Consider the following 16,017-nt stretch of genomic DNA (forward strand, 5'->3'; position numbering starts at 1 on the left):
GCACGCGCAATCCACGCTGGATGAATGTGGCCCTGCTGAGCGTGATCGCGGCGGCAATGTTCGCCACGCTCCTGCTCGTCTATCAGACCGTGGAAGCCGAACGCGCCCAGCGCGAACAGGTTGCGAAAACCACCGAGATTCTGGAGGAACTGCGCTTGGTCAATAACGCGGCTCTGAACGGCGAGACAGGGCAGCGCGGCTATCTCATCACACTAGACCGGCGCTATCTCTCGCCATACCAGATCGGACGTGAACAGATCGATCCGGCTCTCGATCGGATCCGGGCGCTCATCGGCGACGAAGCGACTCCGCGCCAGACCGAGCTGATCGACCAGATCGACGCCCTGGCCCGCGCGAAATTCGACGAGATGGCAGCCAGTGTCGAGCTGCTCGAGAACGGGCAGTTGCTCGATGCGCGCCGCGCGGTGCTTACCGACGAGGGTGTGGAGACCATGGAACGGCTCAGTCGCGCGATCGCCGAAATGGAGCAGATTGAGAACGCGATACTGGCCGATCGCAACACTCAGGCGGCGCGAACCGAGGCGCGTTTGTTGCCACTGCTGGGTGCCCTGTTGGTATTGTTGATCTTGGCCATGATCGCAGGTGCCCGGCTGGTCGGCCGCGCGGCCAGGGCCGAGGCCGAAGCGGCGCAGGCGGCGGTCGTCAGCGAAGCACGGGACCGCGCCGACCTGCTTGCCCGCGAGCTCAACCACCGGGTCAAGAATCTCTTCGCGGTCATCCTTGCAATCGTGCAAATGAGCGGCCGGGACAAACCGGAAGCCAAGGAAGTCACCGAGAGCATCGCCCAGAGAATCCGCGCCCTGCTCACCGCGCACGAAGTGAGTCAGGGCGAATTGGAACGGCCCGTTGCTTCGCTCCGCGCGCTGGTGGAAACGTCGCTCGCACCGTATCGCTCGCGCAAGCACACTGCCGAAATCGATGGCCCGGAAATCATGCTGCCGGCCAAACGAGTGACCCCGCTCGGTCTCGTCCTCCATGAGCTGACGACCAATGCGGTGAAGTACGGCGCCTGGCAATCCGAAGGCACGGTGAGTGTGACCTGGACGGAAAAAGACGGAAGGGTGGCTCTCGAATGGCGCGAGAGCGGCGCGAATATCGAAGAGGTTCCCGAACGCAAGGGGTTCGGCAGCCTGCTGATGACCAGTGCCGCACGGCAGTTCGGCGGCACTCTCGAACGGAAATTCACGAAGGATGGCCTGCGGGTCTCGATCGAGCTTCCGGTTGATGACTAGGCTTGCCTTGCCGCTGCCCTGCTCATAGCAGGTGGCCCGATGTTAGAGCGTTACGATCCGCGCAATTGGCCGATTTCCATCGAGGGCGTGATCCATACCCTGATCGTGCTGAGCGGTGCTATTCTGGCCGCATTCATCGTCCATTGGCTGGCCTTCGCGATTCTGCGGCGGCTGGCCAAGGCTTCGGAAAGCACGCTCGACGATGTCGTCGTGGAAGGGGTGCGCAGGCCCCTTCGCTGGGCCGCCATCGCATTTTCGATAACCGTCGCGGCAGAGAACGATGCCTTGGTCGGCCAAGGCTGGGACCTCCTGGCCAAATTCCTGACACCCGCAGTGGTCGGCTGGGTGGCCTACGCCGTCGTGCGCGGCCTCGCCAAAGGATATGAAGCGCAAATCGAGGGAGCGGAAGATCCCGTCGCGCAGCGTGGCCGCCTCACGCGGATCGCGATCCTTTCCCGCACGGTGAAGGTCGCGATCATCATCATCACCGTATCGCTAATCATGCTCAACGTTCCCGGCGTGCGCGATATCGGCACGACTATGCTGGCCTCGGCCGGTCTTGCCGCGCTGGCCGTGGGCGCCGCGGCACAGCCAGCGCTGAAATCCCTGATCGCGGGCCTGCAAATGGCGCTCACCCAGCCGCTACGTATCGGCGATCTGGTCAAAGTCGACGGACAGGCGGGCCGGGTGGAGGAAATCCGGATGAGCTTCGTGACGGTGCGCACTTGGGACGAGCGCGTTCTGGTTGTGCCGACAAGCCGGTTTCTGGACGAGAGTTTCGAAAACTGGTCGCGGGTCGATGAACGCCTGACCGGTCCAGTGATGTTGCATCTCGACCCAATCGCCGAAGTGGAGCCCATTCGCGAGGAGTTCGAGCGTTTCGTGCAAGCACAGGATCTGTGGGACGGGCGCAATCTGCAACTGCTGATGACCGAAGCCCATCCCGAAAGCATCGAACTGCGCCTATCGATGAGCGCCGATACGATTGGCGATTTGTGGACCTTGCGCTGCACCGTGCGCGAACACATGCTGGGCTGGCTCAAGGAAAACCAGCCCGAAGCGCTGATCCGCCACCGGCTCGAGGTCGAGGCGGCGAATCAGCGCGCTGAGGAGGCCTAGGCGCTGGTATCCGGCCCGTGCTTTTCGTCGCGGGTGCTTTCGACCATCCCTTCGTAAAGAAAGCCGATCGGCCGGACTTCGGCGGCACGTTTTTTCAGCTCGCCGCGCATCTTCTTGTATTCGGTTTCCATTTTGACAGTAACGGTCGCCCGGCTGTCCTCGAGTGCCTCTGCAAAATCGGCAGCGGTCACGTTTTGCACATCCCCACCGGCGCGATGGAGCGCGCTGAGACCGGCACGGCGCACCACATCCTCGAGATCCGCGCCGGTGAAGCGAGCGGTTTTGACCGCCACTTCACCCAGGTCGACGTCATCCGCCAGGGGCATGTGCTGCGTGTGTATGCCCAATATCTGCTCGCGCCCCGCTTTGTCCGGTGTGCCGACATAGACCAGCTCGTCGAAGCGGCCCGGACGCAGCAGCGCGGGATCGACAAGGGTCGGGCGGTTGGTCGCGCCGACCACCACGACCGACTGCAATTCCTCCAACCCATCCATTTCGGCAAGGATGGTATTGACCACGCGCCCGGTCACCTGAGGCTCGCCCTGCCCACTGCCGCGCGCCGGCACGAGACTGTCGATCTCGTCGATGAACAATACGCACGGTGCGACGGCGCGGGCACGTTTGAACATACGCGCAATCTGCTGCTCGCTCTCGCCATACCATTTCGACAACAGGTCCGAACTCTTCATCGAGATGAAATTGGCCTTGGCTTCCTTCGCCACCGCCTTGGCGAGCAGCGTCTTGCCGGTACCCGGAGGGCCGTAAAGCAGAAAGCCCTTGGCCGGTCGGATCCCGAGACGGTGAAACGCCTCGGGATTCTTCATCGGCAATTCGATGCCTTCCTTGAGTTTCTCGATCGCGTCGCCGATTCCGCCGATATCGGACCAGCCGACATTGGGCATCTGAACCATAACTTCACGCATGGCGCTGGGCTGGATGCGCTTGAGAGCGGACAGGAAATCTTCGCGGGTCACGCACAGCTCGTCGAGCACTTCGGGCGGAATGGTCCGTTCGTCCAGATCGATCTTATGCATGATCCGGCGGACGGCATCGATCGCCGCCTCCCGTGCCAGCGCGGCGATATCGGCGCCTACGAAGCCATAGGTAGCCTTGGCTAACTCGCCAAGGTCCACCTTGTCTCCGAGCGGCATGCCCCGGGTATGGATACCAAGGATCTCGCGCCGCCCGCTTTCATCGGGCACACCGATCACAATCTCGCGGTCGAAACGTCCGGGACGCCGCAAAGCCTCGTCGATGGCCTCGGGGCGGTTGGTCGCGGCGATGACGACCAGGTTGGAACGCGCCTCGAGCCCGTCCATCAGGGTAAGCAACTGGGCGACCAGCCGTTTTTCCGCCTCGCCCGGCACCCGATCGCGCTTGGGTGCGATCGAATCGATTTCGTCGATGAAAATGATGGCCGGCGCCGACTTGGTCGCCTGTTCGAACACTTCGCGCAGGGCCTTTTCGCTTTCCCCATAGCCCGAGCCCATGATTTCAGGCCCGTTGATGGTGAAGAAATTGGCGTCGCTCTCATTGGCAACCGCCTGCGCAAGCCGCGTCTTGCCGGTGCCCGGCGGGCCGTGCAGCAGCACGCCCTTGGGCGGGTCGACCCCCAGGCGGGTAAACAGTTCGGGATAGCGCAGCGGCAGTTCGACCATTTCGCGCAATTGCTGGATGGTCTCGCCCATGCCGCCGACATCGTCATAATTGACGACGGCCCGGGCGTCGCGCGGCGCTTCGAATTCCGCGCGCAATTCGACCTCTGTGTCCTCGTCGATATGAACGATGCCCTTGGGGGCCGTGGACACCACGCTCAGGCGGATCTGGGTCAGGGCATAGGCCGGTGCATTGAACATGCGGCGAACCTCTGGCGGCATGTTCTGGACGGGCTGCTGGCCGGTCGTCGCCACCAGATCGCCCGCAACCAGCGGTTTTCGGAAGAAATTGCGCTTGAGTGCCTGGGGCGGTCCTTGGAGCCGCATTTCCCGCTGGGCGGGCGCGAAGACCACGCGCGTCGCTGGCCGCGACTGAGCCACGGCGACCTTTACATGCTCGCCCGAGCCAACCTCCGCATTACCGCGCTGGAGCCCGTCAAGGCGCACCACATCTAGGCTTTGGTCTTCGTCATAGGCCGACATGGCCACCGCTGCGGTCGCCCGTTTCCCCGTTATTTCGACTACGTCTCCCTCGGTGATGCCGAGTGCCTGGAAGGCCGATCGCGGCATGCGGGCTATGCCCTGCCCGCTTTCTTCCTGCCGTGCCGCCGCCACCGCCAGCCTTATGGTCTTTTCCTCTGTCGCTGCTGCAGCATCCGCATCGGCCATGTGGACTCGGCTCCCGTTACCTGAACTTGTCTCCGCCCCACTTGGGAACGGGTCCCTGCCGATGCAATGAGCGAGGTCGATGCGTGGGTCCGCGAAACACAAGAAAAAAGCCCGGCTGGCGAACCAACCGGGCTTGGAAGTCTTGGGAGAGGATGCCTGAAAGGCAAGTGGACATATGCTGGCCGAGACGATTTTGTGCAAGTGCGAAAAGGACAATTTTTGTTGCATGACTTGCAACAAAGTTCGTCGCTTCAATTCTAAGGCGTTGAATTTGATTGTTCGTGACAGGCAGGGTTGCACCGACTGATGTTGCATCGCACAATCGAATGCCTTCATTGGGGTATCGGTTCAGAAGCACTCGGCCAGCGAAGCGCCGACAGGCTTGCGGGTATGAGCCTGCTCCGTGCTAAGCGGGGCTCCGAACCGCCCTCAAGCCGAAATGGAGCCGATTCGATGAAACGAATTCTTGCCTTTGCAGCAAGCGCGGTTGCGCTGAGCGGATGCACGACGGCCCAAGCCCCGCCCGTTATCGCCACCCAGACGGTCATCGCAAGCGATGATCGCGCTGCGCCCGATACCATGCGCTGGCTCTACGGATCGGGAGAGGCCGCCGGCGCATCGATCCAAACCTGGCGGCAGATCGCCGACTACGCCATCGCCGTATCGCGCCAGCGCCGGGTACCGCAATCGGTTCCGCTGGGCCTGCCCGATGCACCGGGCGGAGTGGGAACGCCTTCCTGCATGGCCGACGACGGGACGACGAAGCCCTTTGCCGCGGTGTTCGATGTCGACGAAACCGTGCTGCTCAATACCGGGTACGAATATTGGCAAGCGCTTTCGGGCAAGCCCTTCGATATCGACGAGTGGACCGAGTGGGCCAATGAGGGCGCGGGTATTGCCAAGCCCGTTCCGGGCGCCGTCACCGGTCTCAAGCGCCTGCGCGAAGCGGGCATAGCCGTGATTTTCAACACCAATCGCAATTCGGATACAGCCGCGGGCACCATCGCGGCGATCGAGGCGGCCGGCACCGGCCCCGCTGTTCACCTCGAAAACCTGTTCCTGCGGGGCGACGATACTATGGGTAGCCGCAAGGACGGGCGCCGTGCGCGGATCGCCGCACAGTATTGTGTCATCGCCATGGCTGGCGACAATCTTGGCGACTTTGCCGATGTCTTCAACGCCGATGAGGGAGCCATTGCAGCACGGCGCGCGGCTGTAGCGCGCGGGCAATATGCACAGCTATGGGGCAATGGTTGGTTCCTCATGCCCAACCCCGTCTATGGCGCCTGGCAGGAAGGCACCATTGGCGAGGTCTTCCCGCCGGAAACACGCTGGAAGCCTTCGCCCAGCGATGCGCCCGTGATCATGGACGGCCAATAGACACCGCTTGCACTCCGACACGCCGGCGATAGGGTAGGTTGCAAGGGAGAGACCTACATGCCGATGAACCGCGTTTGCGAATTGACGGGAGCGGACTTTCCGCTCTTCGCTTTCAGCCACTGCCGCGACGTGGTCGCCGCAGTCAGCAAGGCGGGCGGCTTTGGCGTACTGGGGGCAACACGCTTCAGCCCCGACCAGCTAGAGGAAGAGCTGGCCTGGATCGATGCCCACGTAGAGGGCGCCCCCTATGGCGTGGATGTCCTCGTGCCGGAAGTAATCGACCCGCGGGTTCGAGAGCTGTCGGACAATAAGAGCCGCGCCGCCGCGATCGATCCCTCCTATCAAGGCTTCGTCAATCGGGTGCTCGGGGAATTCGGGATAGCACCCGAACCGGAAATGCCGATCCTGCGCGAACGCATGGGTATAACGCCCGAAAACGGCCTCGCGCTGATGGAGGTCGCCTTCAGCCATCCGATCAGGCTCATCGCGAACGCGCTGGGCATCGCCCCGCCCGCGATGATCAAGGAAGGTAAGCGACGCGGTGTACCCGTGGCGGCGCTGGTGGGAGCGAAAGAACATGCAATCCGGCAGGCCGAAGCGGGGGTCGACATCATCGTCGCGCAAGGCACCGAGGCGGGCGGGCATTGCGGCGAGGTGTCCACGCTGGTGCTGATACCCGAAGTGGTGCGCGAACTGGCGCGCGCGGGCCATGACATGCCCGTGCTGGCGGCGGGCGGGATCATGACCGGCGGACAAATGGCGGGCATGATGGCCGCGGGGGCACAGGGCGCCTGGACCGGATCGATCTGGCTCGCCACGCCCGAAGCCGAGACCAGCGAGACCTTCCGTGATAAAATGGTTGCCGCCCGCAGCCGCGACACGGTGCGTTCGCGCAGCCGGACCGGCAAACCGGCGCGGCAATTGAGAACCGCATGGCACGATGCATGGGATTCCTCCGGCGGCCCCGGCACCCTTCCCATGCCGCTGATGGGGATGGTGTCCGAACCGGCCTTCGCACGGATCGAGCGCGAAGCCGCCGCGGGCAATGACGGCGCGCGCGAGCTCGTCAGCTATTTTGTCGGCCAGGGCGTCGGCTTGGTGGAGCAGGTTCGTTCGAGCCGACAGGTCGTGCAGGACTTCCGCGAGGAATTTGTCGAAGCCGTGGGTCGCCTCACCGATTCTGTCGGCATGGGGTGACTTGACCGGCGTCTGCCGCGAGCCCAAGGCGCTCGCCATGTGGCTCGATTCTCCGCGCAATCCGAAGGCCCCGCTCGCCGGGCTCAAAGTCCTTGAACTCGCCCGCGTGCTCGCAGGGCCTTGGGCCGGGCAAATCCTGGCCGATCTTGGTGCCGATGTCATCAAGATCGAAAGCCCCGAGGGCGACGGTACCCGTCAGTGGGGGCCGCCATGGATAGAGCGCGAGAATGGCGAGCGCGAAGCCGCCTATTACCACGCGGCCAATCGCGGGAAGCGTTCGATCGTCGCGGATTTCAGAAACGAAGAAGATCTCGCGCGTGTGCGCGAATTGGCGGCATCGGCGGATGTCGCGCTCGAAAATTTCAAAACCGGGAAGCTCGCGAAATTCGGGCTCGATTATGACAGCCTTGCCAAAGCCAATCCCGCCCTCGTCTATTGTTCGATCACCGGTTTTGGCCAGACCGGCCCGCGTGCGCGTGAAGCTGGCTACGATTTCGTCATTCAGGCGATGAGCGGTTTCATGGCGCTGACCGGCGAGCCGCAGGGGCAGCCGATGAAGATGGGCATCTCCATCTCGGACCTCGTATGCGGCCTCTATGCGGTCATCGGCATTCAGGCGGCCCTCGCCATGCGCGAGCGCACCGGGCGCGGTCAGCATGTCGACATGTCGCTGCTCGATTGCTCGGTCGGCCTGCTCGCCAGTCAGGCCATGCATCTTCTCACGACAGGCGAGAACCCGCCGCGCATGGGTAACGAGCATGCGCAGGTCAGCGCTTATGGGGTCTTTCCCGTCGCCGATGGCGAGGTCGTGCTGGCCCCGGCCAATGACGGGCTGTTCCGCAAATTGCTGTCGCTGCTCGGGCGTGAAGACCTGCTGGGCGAAGAGAAGTTCGCCACCAATGAGGGCCGCCTCGCCAATCGCGAGGAACTCGACGCGATCATCGCGGCCGAAACGCGCAAATGGCAATTGGACGAACTGCTCGCCGATTGCGTGGAAGACGGGATTCCGGCCGGAAGGGTCAATCCCATCGACGCCGTCTTCGAAGAGGCTCAGGTACAGTCGCGCGCCATGCGCATCGATCTCGAAGGCATTCCGGGGGTGCGCAGCCCGTTCACCTTTTCCGAGGCCGAACTGGCGCTCGACCACCCCAGCCCGCGCAAGGGTGAACACGGCTAGACCTTACGCCGGCACCAAGGAAAAGGGCGGCCCGCGAGGCCGCCCTTGTCGTATCAGTCGAGAGCCGCCTTGAGATCCTTGACCAGATCGGTGCGCTCCCATGGGAAGGCTTCCCCTTCCGCCTGGCGGCCGAAATGTCCATAGGCCGCGCTCTTGCGGTAGATCGGCCGGTTGAGGCCGAGATGCGTGCGGATGGCCCGCGGAGTCAGACCGCCCAGCTTTTCCATTCCACGGATCGCGTTTTCCAGGGCTTCGTCGGTAACGCCCTCGGCTGCGGTGCCGTGCGTGTCGATATACAGCGATAGCGGCTTCGATACGCCGATCGCGTAGCTCAACTGGATCGTGCAGCGCCTGGCAAGGCCTGCTGCCACGATGTTCTTGGCCAGATAGCGCCCGATATAAGCGGCCGAGCGATCGACCTTGGTCGGATCTTTCCCGCTGAACGCGCCGCCGCCATGCGGCGCTGCGCCGCCATACGTATCGACAATGATCTTGCGACCCGTGAGACCGGCATCGCCATCGGGACCGCCGATCTCGAAGGCCCCGGTCGGGTTGATGTGCCATTGGGTGTCCCCGGAAATCCAGCCTTCGGGCAGGATTTCGGTGACGACCTTCTTCACATAGGCCTTGAGTTCGGCTTCCTTGTCGCCCTCGTGATAGCCCTTGGCGTGCTGGGTCGATACGACGACTGCCGTACATTCCACGGGCCTGCCATTCTCGTACCGCAAGGTTACCTGGCTTTTGGCGTCCGGTTCGAGGAAGGGCGCCGCGCCGCTCTTGCGGTCTGCGGCAAGCCGTTCGAGGATCTTGTGGCTGTAGTCGAGCGTGGCCGGCATGAAATCGGGCGTCTCATCGCAGGCAAAACCGAACATGATCCCCTGATCGCCCGCGCCTTCATCCTTGTTGCCGCTGGCATCGACGCCCTGCGCGATTTCAGACGACTGACCGTGAAGATGGTTCTCGAAGGTCAGCGACTGCCAGTGGAACCCATCCTGCTCGTAACCGATCTCTCGCACGGTTCGGCGAACGGCCTTTTCGATCTCTTCCTTTGCGCCCGGTGCCCAGCCGCCGTTTTCGGCCCAGTCGGGATTCTTGGCATCGTACATCGGCGCACAGCGAATTTCGCCGGAAAGGATCACCCGCTGAGTCGTCGTCATCGTTTCACAAGCGACCCGCGCCTCGGGATCCTTGCGCAGCATCAGATCGACAATGGCGTCGGAAATCTGGTCGGAAACCTTGTCGGGGTGGCCTTCCGAGACACTCTCGGAAGTGAACAGGTAACTGGTGCGCATGAAAGTCGAAATCCCGATATAAAGAAATCTTTATGTGTTGCGGGTGGGGTAGCCACCTGCGAAGCGCATGGCAACCAGCGATAGTGCCAGAAAAACAATGCCCCATATCAGAGTGAGCCAGTGGCCCATTCGTGCGAACCACGTTGGCGCCTTCGGCGTCGGGACCAGCGTATCGATCCGCCCCGCGACCTTGCGGCCGATATGTTCGCGCACCACGCCGCGCGCATCGATCACGGCGCTGATGCCGGTTGTGGTCGATCGCAGAACGGGGAGCCCTTCTTCCGCAGCGCGCATGCGCGCCTGGGCCAGATGCTGCGGCGGCCCCCAGGTGCCGAACCAGCCATCGTTGGACGGATTGAAGATATAGTCCGGGCGATTGCCGCGATCGACCACTTCGCCGGAAAAGACGATTTCGTAGCAGATCTGCATGCCCGCCATGCCGTACTGCCCGAGATCCTGGGTCCGCGGTCCCGGTCCGGGAATGAAATCGATCGTACCCGCCACCAGACGCGAAAGCCCCAGCGGCTCGAGCAGAGCCCGGAAGGGAAGATATTCGCCATAGGGAACGAGATGCGCCTTCGCATAACGCTCGCCCAGCTTACCGTCGGGATCGATCGACGTGACCGCATTGTAGGCGCCGATCGCTTTCCTTCGTCCATCCACTGTGCCGATCTCGAGATCGACCAGACCGGTCAGCAGCAGGCTGGCCGGTCCGATGACATCGCCGATCCGCGCGCGCGCGAAAGCGGGGTCGCCGCCTGCGGTCATCTGGATGTAGTAGCGCTGCGGATAACCATCGCGAAGGTAGTCGGGAACGCCGCTTTCCGGCCATAGTACCAATCGGCGAGCGCCAGGTTTCAGCGGCTTGCTCAGGCCCGCAATGGTCTGGAACTGGTCCTCGAACTTCGACGCATCGTCGATGTCTTCCTGCTTGAGGTTGGGCTGCACCAGCGTGAGAGCCAGATCGCCTGTCCCGCCCCGACCGGCAGGCCAGTAGATCAGAGCCGTTACCGCCAGCACGGATGCGCCGAGCGCGGCCCAGCGGCGCGCGGCGGCGAGCGCGGCTCCGCCAACCGCCGCTGCGACCACCGCGCCGGACAACGCATAGCTGCCGGCGAATGGCAGCAGCCGCGCCAGGCCGGGGCGATCCCAAGGCCCGAGCAGCATCATCGAAAACGGCCCCCAGCTGTAGCCGGTGAAGACCCAGCTTCGCAGCCATTCGGCGGCGATCCAGCACGCTCCGAATGCCAGGGCAAAAGCGAACAGCCCTTTCCCCCGCGCGATCAGCCAGGCTGCGGCAGTCGCAAGTCCGGGCCAGATCGCGAGATAGAGCGAAAGCAGGGGCACCGCAGCCCATCCGAGCGCTGCGGGCATTTCCGCCTGATAAGTGAAAGCGGTCGCGATCCAGTTATTGGTCGCCGTGAAATGAGCGACGCCGAACAACCAGCCAACCAGCAGGGCCCGCTTCCAGCCTGCCTGTTGCCATGCGAGCCAGCCGAAAGCCGCCATCGCGGCAAGCCCCAGCGGCCAGAGGTGAAATGGCTGAAAGCCGAACGCCGAGATAGCGCCCAGCAACAGCGCGGAAATCTTCGGGTGGGAACGGGCCAGGCCGGGGATTGTCTCCATCGGCCTGCCCCTTAACCGGTGAGGTCCGGCGCGCAAGCGCGATCAGCCGACCGCGCTTACCTCGCCGTCATCGTCCTGCTTGCGCTTGCGGCGGCGAGGGGCGGGTTTTTCTTCGCCATCGCCTTCGTTCGCGCTGAGCGAAGGCGGCAATACCGCCGCATCGATTGCGCCCCCATTGCCTGGAGCGCTTTCCTCGCTCTTCTTCGTCTTGCGCGGAGCACGACGCTTCTTCGGCGCCTCATCCTCGTCGTCGCGGCGGGTGAACGGGTTTTCCGAGGGTTCGAATTCGCGGCCTTCACCATCGTCATCGCCCTTGGGCTTACGGCCCCGCGGCTTGCGTCCGGTGTCGTCCTGATCGTCGCGCCGGCTGCGCTGACGACGGTTGTTGCGGCGATCGTCACCGTCGCCGTCATCGTCGTCTTCATCGTCCGACTGGTTCTGGCCCGGTCCATCCTGACGTTTGGCCTTGGCCTCTTCCTGGCGGGCCTTGTTGTCGGCGATCACCCGAAAATAATGGTCCGCGAATTGCAGGTAATATTCGGCCTGCACGCGGTCGCCATTATGCTGGGCGTCCTGAGCGAGCTTCTTATACTTGTCGAGCAACTGCGGGGCATTGCCACGCGCGCGGCTATCGATCCGATTGGCCGAATTAGCACCGCCCTGATTGCGGTTACCGCGTCCGCGACGACGGTTATTGCGATTGTTGTTCAAGGGTAGCTGGTCCTCATTCAATTCGCGGCACGGACCTTTTTACCGGTCCGCATATGGCCGCGTGACCCCTTGCGCGGTTGCGCCTGTCGCAACTCGCGTGCCCCGACTTGTGCATGGTATGCGTAGCCACTGGCTGCGCACCGGAACTGCAATGTCGGAGCTGGAACCGGTGGGGAAGCGTTAGCCGCGCACCACTGGCCTAGGGCCAGAGGTAAAGGGTCGAATCGGCTTTGCCAACCCCTAAGTGAGAATCAGTGCACGAGGGCGGCCTGCAAGGTCGCGTTTCAGCTTCACCGAAAAGCCCGATTCGCGCGCGATGGCGGAAACCGCTTCCTCCTGACGCGCGCCGATTTCGAGGACAGCGGCGCTGTCCGGCAGAAGAAGCTTGCCAAGCTGCGGGACGATCGCGCGATAGGCGTCAAGCCCTTCAGGCCCGGCGAAAAGGGCGCTGGCCGGCTCATAAGCGCGCACGTCCGGTTCAAGCTCCGCGTCCGCCTCGACATAGGGCGGATTGCACAGGACCAGATCGAACCGGCCCAGATCGTTCGACCATCCATCCTCGAGCCAGCTCGCCTCGAGAAAACGTGCGCGCCCGGCAAGACCCAAACGCTCGCAATTGTTTGCCGCCACATCCAGCGCGGCTGCACACGCATCGATACCGATCCCGCTCGATCCCGGCCTCCGGTCGAGAAATGCGAGCAGCAACGCGCCGGAGCCGGTCCCCATGTCGAGCACCCGTGCATCGGGCCTCGCCGTATCGAGCGCCGCTTGCACGATCGTCTCGCTGTCACCGCGCGGGATCAGCGTATCGGGCGTGACCGTGAAATCGAGCCCGAAGAACTCCTGGTGCCCGACGATATACGCGACCGGCTCACGCGCTGCGCGGCGCGCGACCAAACCTTCGAAGCCTGCGGGCTCGAGTTCGCGCATATGCCGGAGCAGCATATCCGAGCGCGACACGCCCAGCGTGTGCGCCATCAGCAATTCCGCATCGAGACGGGCGGTGTCGCTGGTGGCGGCGAGACGCTCCGCCGCGGCGCGCACCGCATCGGCAACGCTCATTCGGTCATCGCGGCAAGGCGCTTGGCCTCGTCCTCGGCGATCAGCGCGTCGACCAGCTCGCCCAGCCCCGGCCCGGCGATGATCTGCGGTAGCTTCTGCAAGGTCAGCCCGATGCGATGGTCGGTCACGCGGCCCTGCGGGTAGTTGTAGGTGCGGATGCGCTCGGACCGGTCGCCGCTGCCGACCATGGCCTTGCGCGCCTCGGCCTCGGCGCCCTGCGCTTCCTCGCGCGATTTTTCGTAAAGGCGTGCGCGCAGTACCTGCATCGCCTTCTCGCGGTTCTTGTGCTGGCTGCGCCCGTCCTGGCAGGTCACCACGAGGCCCGTGGGCAAGTGCGTGATGCGGATCGCGCTGTCGGTGGTGTTGACGTGCTGGCCGCCCGCCCCGCTCGCGCGGTAGGTATCGATCTTGAGGTCGGTCGCATCGATCTGGACGTCGACCTCATCGGGTTCGGGCAGCACCGCGACCGTCGCCGCCGAGGTATGGATGCGGCCGCCGCTTTCGGTTTCCGGCACGCGCTGCACCCGGTGGACGCCGCTTTCGAACTTCAGCTTGGCGAAGACGCCGTTCCCCGTCACGTTTGCGACGATCTCCTTGAAGCCGCCGACTTCCGATGCGCTCATGCTCACCGGCTCGACCTTCCAGCCCTGTTCGGCGGCGAAGCGCTCGTACATGCGGTAGAGATCGCCCGCGAACAGCGCCGCCTCGTCGCCGCCGGTGCCCGCGCGTATTTCGAGCATGGCGGGTTTCGCATCGGCGCTGTCGCGCGGCAGCATGGCGATGGCCAGCTCGCGCTCCGCCTCGGGCAGGCGCTGGCGCAATTCGGCCAGCTCTTCCTCTGCCATGGCTTTCATTTCCGGGTCGGCGAGCATCTCCTCCAGCTCCGCGATCTCCTCGCGCGCGGCCTTCACCTCGGCGGCCACCTTCGCCACCGGCTCCAGTTCGGCATAGTCGCGGCTCGCCTGGACGAATTCCTCGCCCTCGAGCGTACCCGACGCCATCCGCGCCTCGAGCTCGGCGAAGCGATGGGCGATCTGGTCGAGGCGTTCGGCTGGAATGGTCATGGGTGGTTCGGGTGGCGGATGGGTGACGAAGGCGACAGGGTGTCACCTTCCGCAGTCTCGCCTGACTCTTTCTTTTACAACAACAATTTTACTCGCAAGCCGGGTGACACATGCGGAAGCTCCCCCCCCCGCCCCATGGCCATTTCAACTCGCCTTGCCGCATCCTTAGCGAAGGAGATAGCGGGTAGGAAAGATGTTCGATCCCAGGTTCGTCCACCCAGGCCTATTTCGTCATCCCGGGCTCGACCCGGGATCAGGCTTCTTGCTGCGATCGGGACCTCGAACGGAAAGCACCACCCCGGATCGGGTCCAGGGTGACGGATGGAAACGGACCATCTCCCCATCCCCGTCATGCTGAACTTGTTTCAGCATCCATCCCGCCCCCTCACCGACGGCGCTATCGGTGAGATGGACCCTGAAACAAGTTCAGGGTGACGTTTATTGGGGAGCGAATGGTTTCATCTGCTCCCATTCACTCGCCACCTTACCGCCTAAAGGTTCTTCGCCAGCAGTTCGCAACCCGGAAGAAAAGCCCGCCTCTTCCATTTTCAAGCTTAAGATGACCTTCGCGCCTGATTTTACGGCCTTATCGAATCGCTTTTTTGGTGACCCCGAAACAAGCATGTCCGCAATAAAGCCACGCTCTCGAAAACCCGCAGTCGCAAAAACAGCAGTCGGCAAGACATCATCGTCTTCCGCGACGACCATCACTTCGGCCTCTTCACGCTCGATTTCCCCCACCAACATCGCCAGCCGCTCGATCCCCGCGGCCCAGCCGACTGCGGGCGTCGGCGCGCCGCCGAGGCTTTCCATGAGGCCATCATAACGACCGCCGCCGAGGATGGTGCTCTGGCTGCCGAGCTTGCCGGCTGCCTCGCTGCCCTCGTCGGGGATGAATTCGAAGGCGGTGTGGCGGTAATAGTCGAGCCCGCGCACGAGGCTTTCCGCGCGCGTCCATTTCACGCCCGCCGCATCGAGGCCGCTGGTGACGGCATCGAAGAAGGCGCGCGCGTCGTCCGAGAGGAACTGGTCGATCTTCGGCGCGTCGGCGACGAAGCGCTGATCGCGGCGGTCCTTGCTATCGAGGATGCGCAGCGGGTTCTTCTCCAGCCGCTCCTGCGAATCCTCGCTCAGTTCATCTTTCACGGCGCGGAAATGCTCGACCAGCGCGGCGCGCCAGGCTTCGCGGCTGTCGCCATCGCCGAGCGTGTTGAGGTGCAGCGTGACGCCCTCGATCCCCAGTTCCTTCAATAGCTGGTCGGCCATCGCCAGCAGTTCGACGTCTGCTTGTGGTTCCCCCGCGCCGATGATCTCGGCGTCGATCTGGTGGAACTGGCGATAGCGGCCCTTCTGCGGACGCTCGTAGCGGAACAGCGGCCCATGCGTCGCGACCTTGAGCGGCGCATGCTGCTGCCAGCCGTTCGAGAGATAAGCGCGCGCGATCCCGGCAGTGAATTCGGGCCGCAGCGTCAGGCTTTCCCCGCCGCGATCGTCGAAGGAATACATTTCCTTGCTGACGACATCGGTCGTCTCGCCGATCGCACGGCTGAACACTTCTGTTTTCTCGAACACGGGCATTTCGACGCGGCGGAAGCGATAGAGCTTGCGCACGCGTTCGAAGGTTTCGACGACGAAGGCGAAGGCTTCCGCATCGGCGCCGAAAATGTCCTGGGTTCCGCGAATGGCTTGGGGTGTTTTGGGCATGGTGCGCGCGATTAGAGCGAACTGCGCGGGTCCGCAATCTATAGCGATGGTCCGGTGCGGGCAGGAAGTGGGGCAGGGCAAGTGGAGGCTATCGACGAAAGTCCCTGT

The 16,017-nt window shown here is 63.6% G+C and carries 12 protein-coding genes; 5 read left to right on the forward strand and 7 right to left on the reverse strand.

Annotated elements, in window-relative coordinates; translation table 11 throughout:
- Nucleotides 1-20 precede the first annotated feature (20 nt).
- Both DVR09_RS00945 and DVR09_RS00950 read left to right on the forward strand, forming a co-directional pair.
- Nucleotides 21-1,253: a sensor histidine kinase gene (locus tag DVR09_RS00945; RefSeq protein ID WP_115415274.1), complete on the forward strand. Its 1,233-nt coding sequence runs from the start codon at nt 21-23 to the stop codon at nt 1,251-1,253.
- 39 nt (nt 1,254-1,292) lie between these two features.
- A complete protein-coding gene (locus DVR09_RS00950; RefSeq protein WP_115415275.1) occupies nt 1,293-2,372 on the forward strand; it encodes a mechanosensitive ion channel family protein in 1,080 nt (359 codons plus the stop codon).
- Here the strand turns inward: DVR09_RS00950 and DVR09_RS00955 are convergent.
- The gene (locus tag DVR09_RS00955) at nt 2,369-4,696 is read right to left on the reverse strand and encodes a CDC48 family AAA ATPase (protein ID WP_115415276.1); all 2,328 of its coding nucleotides are present in this window, start codon (nt 4,694-4,696) and stop codon (nt 2,369-2,371) included. The two genes, DVR09_RS00950 and DVR09_RS00955, sit on opposite strands and share 4 nt — an antisense overlap.
- A 453-nt stretch (nt 4,697-5,149) precedes the next feature.
- Between DVR09_RS00955 and DVR09_RS00960 the strand changes: the two genes are divergently transcribed.
- From DVR09_RS00960 to DVR09_RS00970, 3 genes are read left to right on the forward strand one after another with little or no spacing between them, the layout of a single operon-like run.
- Nucleotides 5,150-6,076 carry a 5'-nucleotidase, lipoprotein e(P4) family gene (locus DVR09_RS00960; RefSeq protein ID WP_115417705.1) on the forward strand — a complete coding sequence of 309 codons (927 nt, stop codon included), beginning with the start codon at nt 5,150-5,152 and terminating at the stop codon, nt 6,074-6,076.
- 57 nt (nt 6,077-6,133) lie between these two features.
- Complete coding sequence (locus DVR09_RS00965; protein ID WP_115415277.1) at nt 6,134-7,273, forward strand: nitronate monooxygenase; 1,140 nt, start codon at nt 6,134-6,136, stop codon at nt 7,271-7,273.
- Nucleotides 7,274-7,310: 37 nt separating this feature from the next.
- Nucleotides 7,311-8,450 (forward strand): CaiB/BaiF CoA transferase family protein, encoded by a 1,140-nt coding sequence (locus tag DVR09_RS00970; protein ID WP_115417706.1) that lies wholly within the window; start codon nt 7,311-7,313, stop codon nt 8,448-8,450.
- A gap of 53 nt (nt 8,451-8,503) precedes the next feature.
- Here DVR09_RS00970 and metK read toward each other — a convergent pair whose 3' ends face one another.
- From metK to hisS, 6 genes are all read right to left on the reverse strand, one after another.
- Nucleotides 8,504-9,742, reverse strand: a complete 1,239-nt coding sequence (gene metK / locus DVR09_RS00975; protein WP_115415278.1) for a methionine adenosyltransferase — start codon at nt 9,740-9,742, stop codon at nt 8,504-8,506.
- 30 nt (nt 9,743-9,772) lie between these two features.
- Nucleotides 9,773-11,368 carry an apolipoprotein N-acyltransferase gene (lnt, locus tag DVR09_RS00980; RefSeq protein WP_115415279.1) on the reverse strand — a complete coding sequence of 532 codons (1,596 nt, stop codon included), beginning with the start codon at nt 11,366-11,368 and terminating at the stop codon, nt 9,773-9,775.
- A gap of 42 nt (nt 11,369-11,410) precedes the next feature.
- Nucleotides 11,411-12,079 (reverse strand): DUF4167 domain-containing protein, encoded by a 669-nt coding sequence (locus DVR09_RS00985; protein ID WP_115415280.1) that lies wholly within the window; start codon nt 12,077-12,079, stop codon nt 11,411-11,413.
- Nucleotides 12,080-12,319: 240 nt separating this feature from the next.
- Nucleotides 12,320-13,141, reverse strand: a complete 822-nt coding sequence (prmC, locus tag DVR09_RS00990) for a peptide chain release factor N(5)-glutamine methyltransferase (protein ID WP_115415281.1) — start codon at nt 13,139-13,141, stop codon at nt 12,320-12,322.
- Nucleotides 13,138-14,205, reverse strand: coding sequence for a peptide chain release factor 1 (prfA, locus tag DVR09_RS00995; RefSeq protein WP_115415282.1), 1,068 nt, complete (start codon nt 14,203-14,205; stop codon nt 13,138-13,140). The genes prmC and prfA overlap by 4 nt, the downstream gene beginning before the upstream one ends.
- 438 nt (nt 14,206-14,643) lie before the next feature.
- Entirely contained in the window at nt 14,644-15,909 is a 1,266-nt protein-coding gene (gene hisS / locus DVR09_RS01000) for a histidine--tRNA ligase (protein ID WP_115415283.1), read from the reverse strand.
- Nucleotides 15,910-16,017 lie beyond the last annotated feature (108 nt).

Origin of the sequence: Erythrobacter aureus (assembly GCF_003355455.1) — a bacterium.
GTDB lineage: Bacteria > Pseudomonadota > Alphaproteobacteria > Sphingomonadales > Sphingomonadaceae > Qipengyuania > Qipengyuania aurea.

Bases quoted from the DNA above. Each gene is read 5' to 3' on its own strand.
- DVR09_RS00945 (WP_115415274.1), top strand. From the start codon at position 21: ATGAATGTGGCCCTGCTGAGCGTGATCGCGGCGGCAATGTTCGCCACG.
- DVR09_RS00950 (WP_115415275.1), top strand. From the start codon at position 1,293: ATGTTAGAGCGTTACGATCCGCGCAATTGGCCGATTTCCATCGAGGGC.
- DVR09_RS00955 (WP_115415276.1), bottom strand. From the start codon at position 4,696: ATGGCCGATGCGGATGCTGCAGCAGCGACAGAGGAAAAGACCATAAGG.
- DVR09_RS00960 (WP_115417705.1), top strand. From the start codon at position 5,150: ATGAAACGAATTCTTGCCTTTGCAGCAAGCGCGGTTGCGCTGAGCGGA.
- DVR09_RS00965 (WP_115415277.1), top strand. From the start codon at position 6,134: ATGCCGATGAACCGCGTTTGCGAATTGACGGGAGCGGACTTTCCGCTC.
- DVR09_RS00970 (WP_115417706.1), top strand. From the start codon at position 7,311: ATGTGGCTCGATTCTCCGCGCAATCCGAAGGCCCCGCTCGCCGGGCTC.
- metK (WP_115415278.1), bottom strand. From the start codon at position 9,742: ATGCGCACCAGTTACCTGTTCACTTCCGAGAGTGTCTCGGAAGGCCAC.
- lnt (WP_115415279.1), bottom strand. From the start codon at position 11,368: ATGGAGACAATCCCCGGCCTGGCCCGTTCCCACCCGAAGATTTCCGCG.
- prmC (WP_115415281.1), bottom strand. From the start codon at position 13,141: ATGAGCGTTGCCGATGCGGTGCGCGCCGCGGCGGAGCGTCTCGCCGCC.
- prfA (WP_115415282.1), bottom strand. From the start codon at position 14,205: ATGACCATTCCAGCCGAACGCCTCGACCAGATCGCCCATCGCTTCGCC.
- hisS (WP_115415283.1), bottom strand. From the start codon at position 15,909: ATGCCCAAAACACCCCAAGCCATTCGCGGAACCCAGGACATTTTCGGC.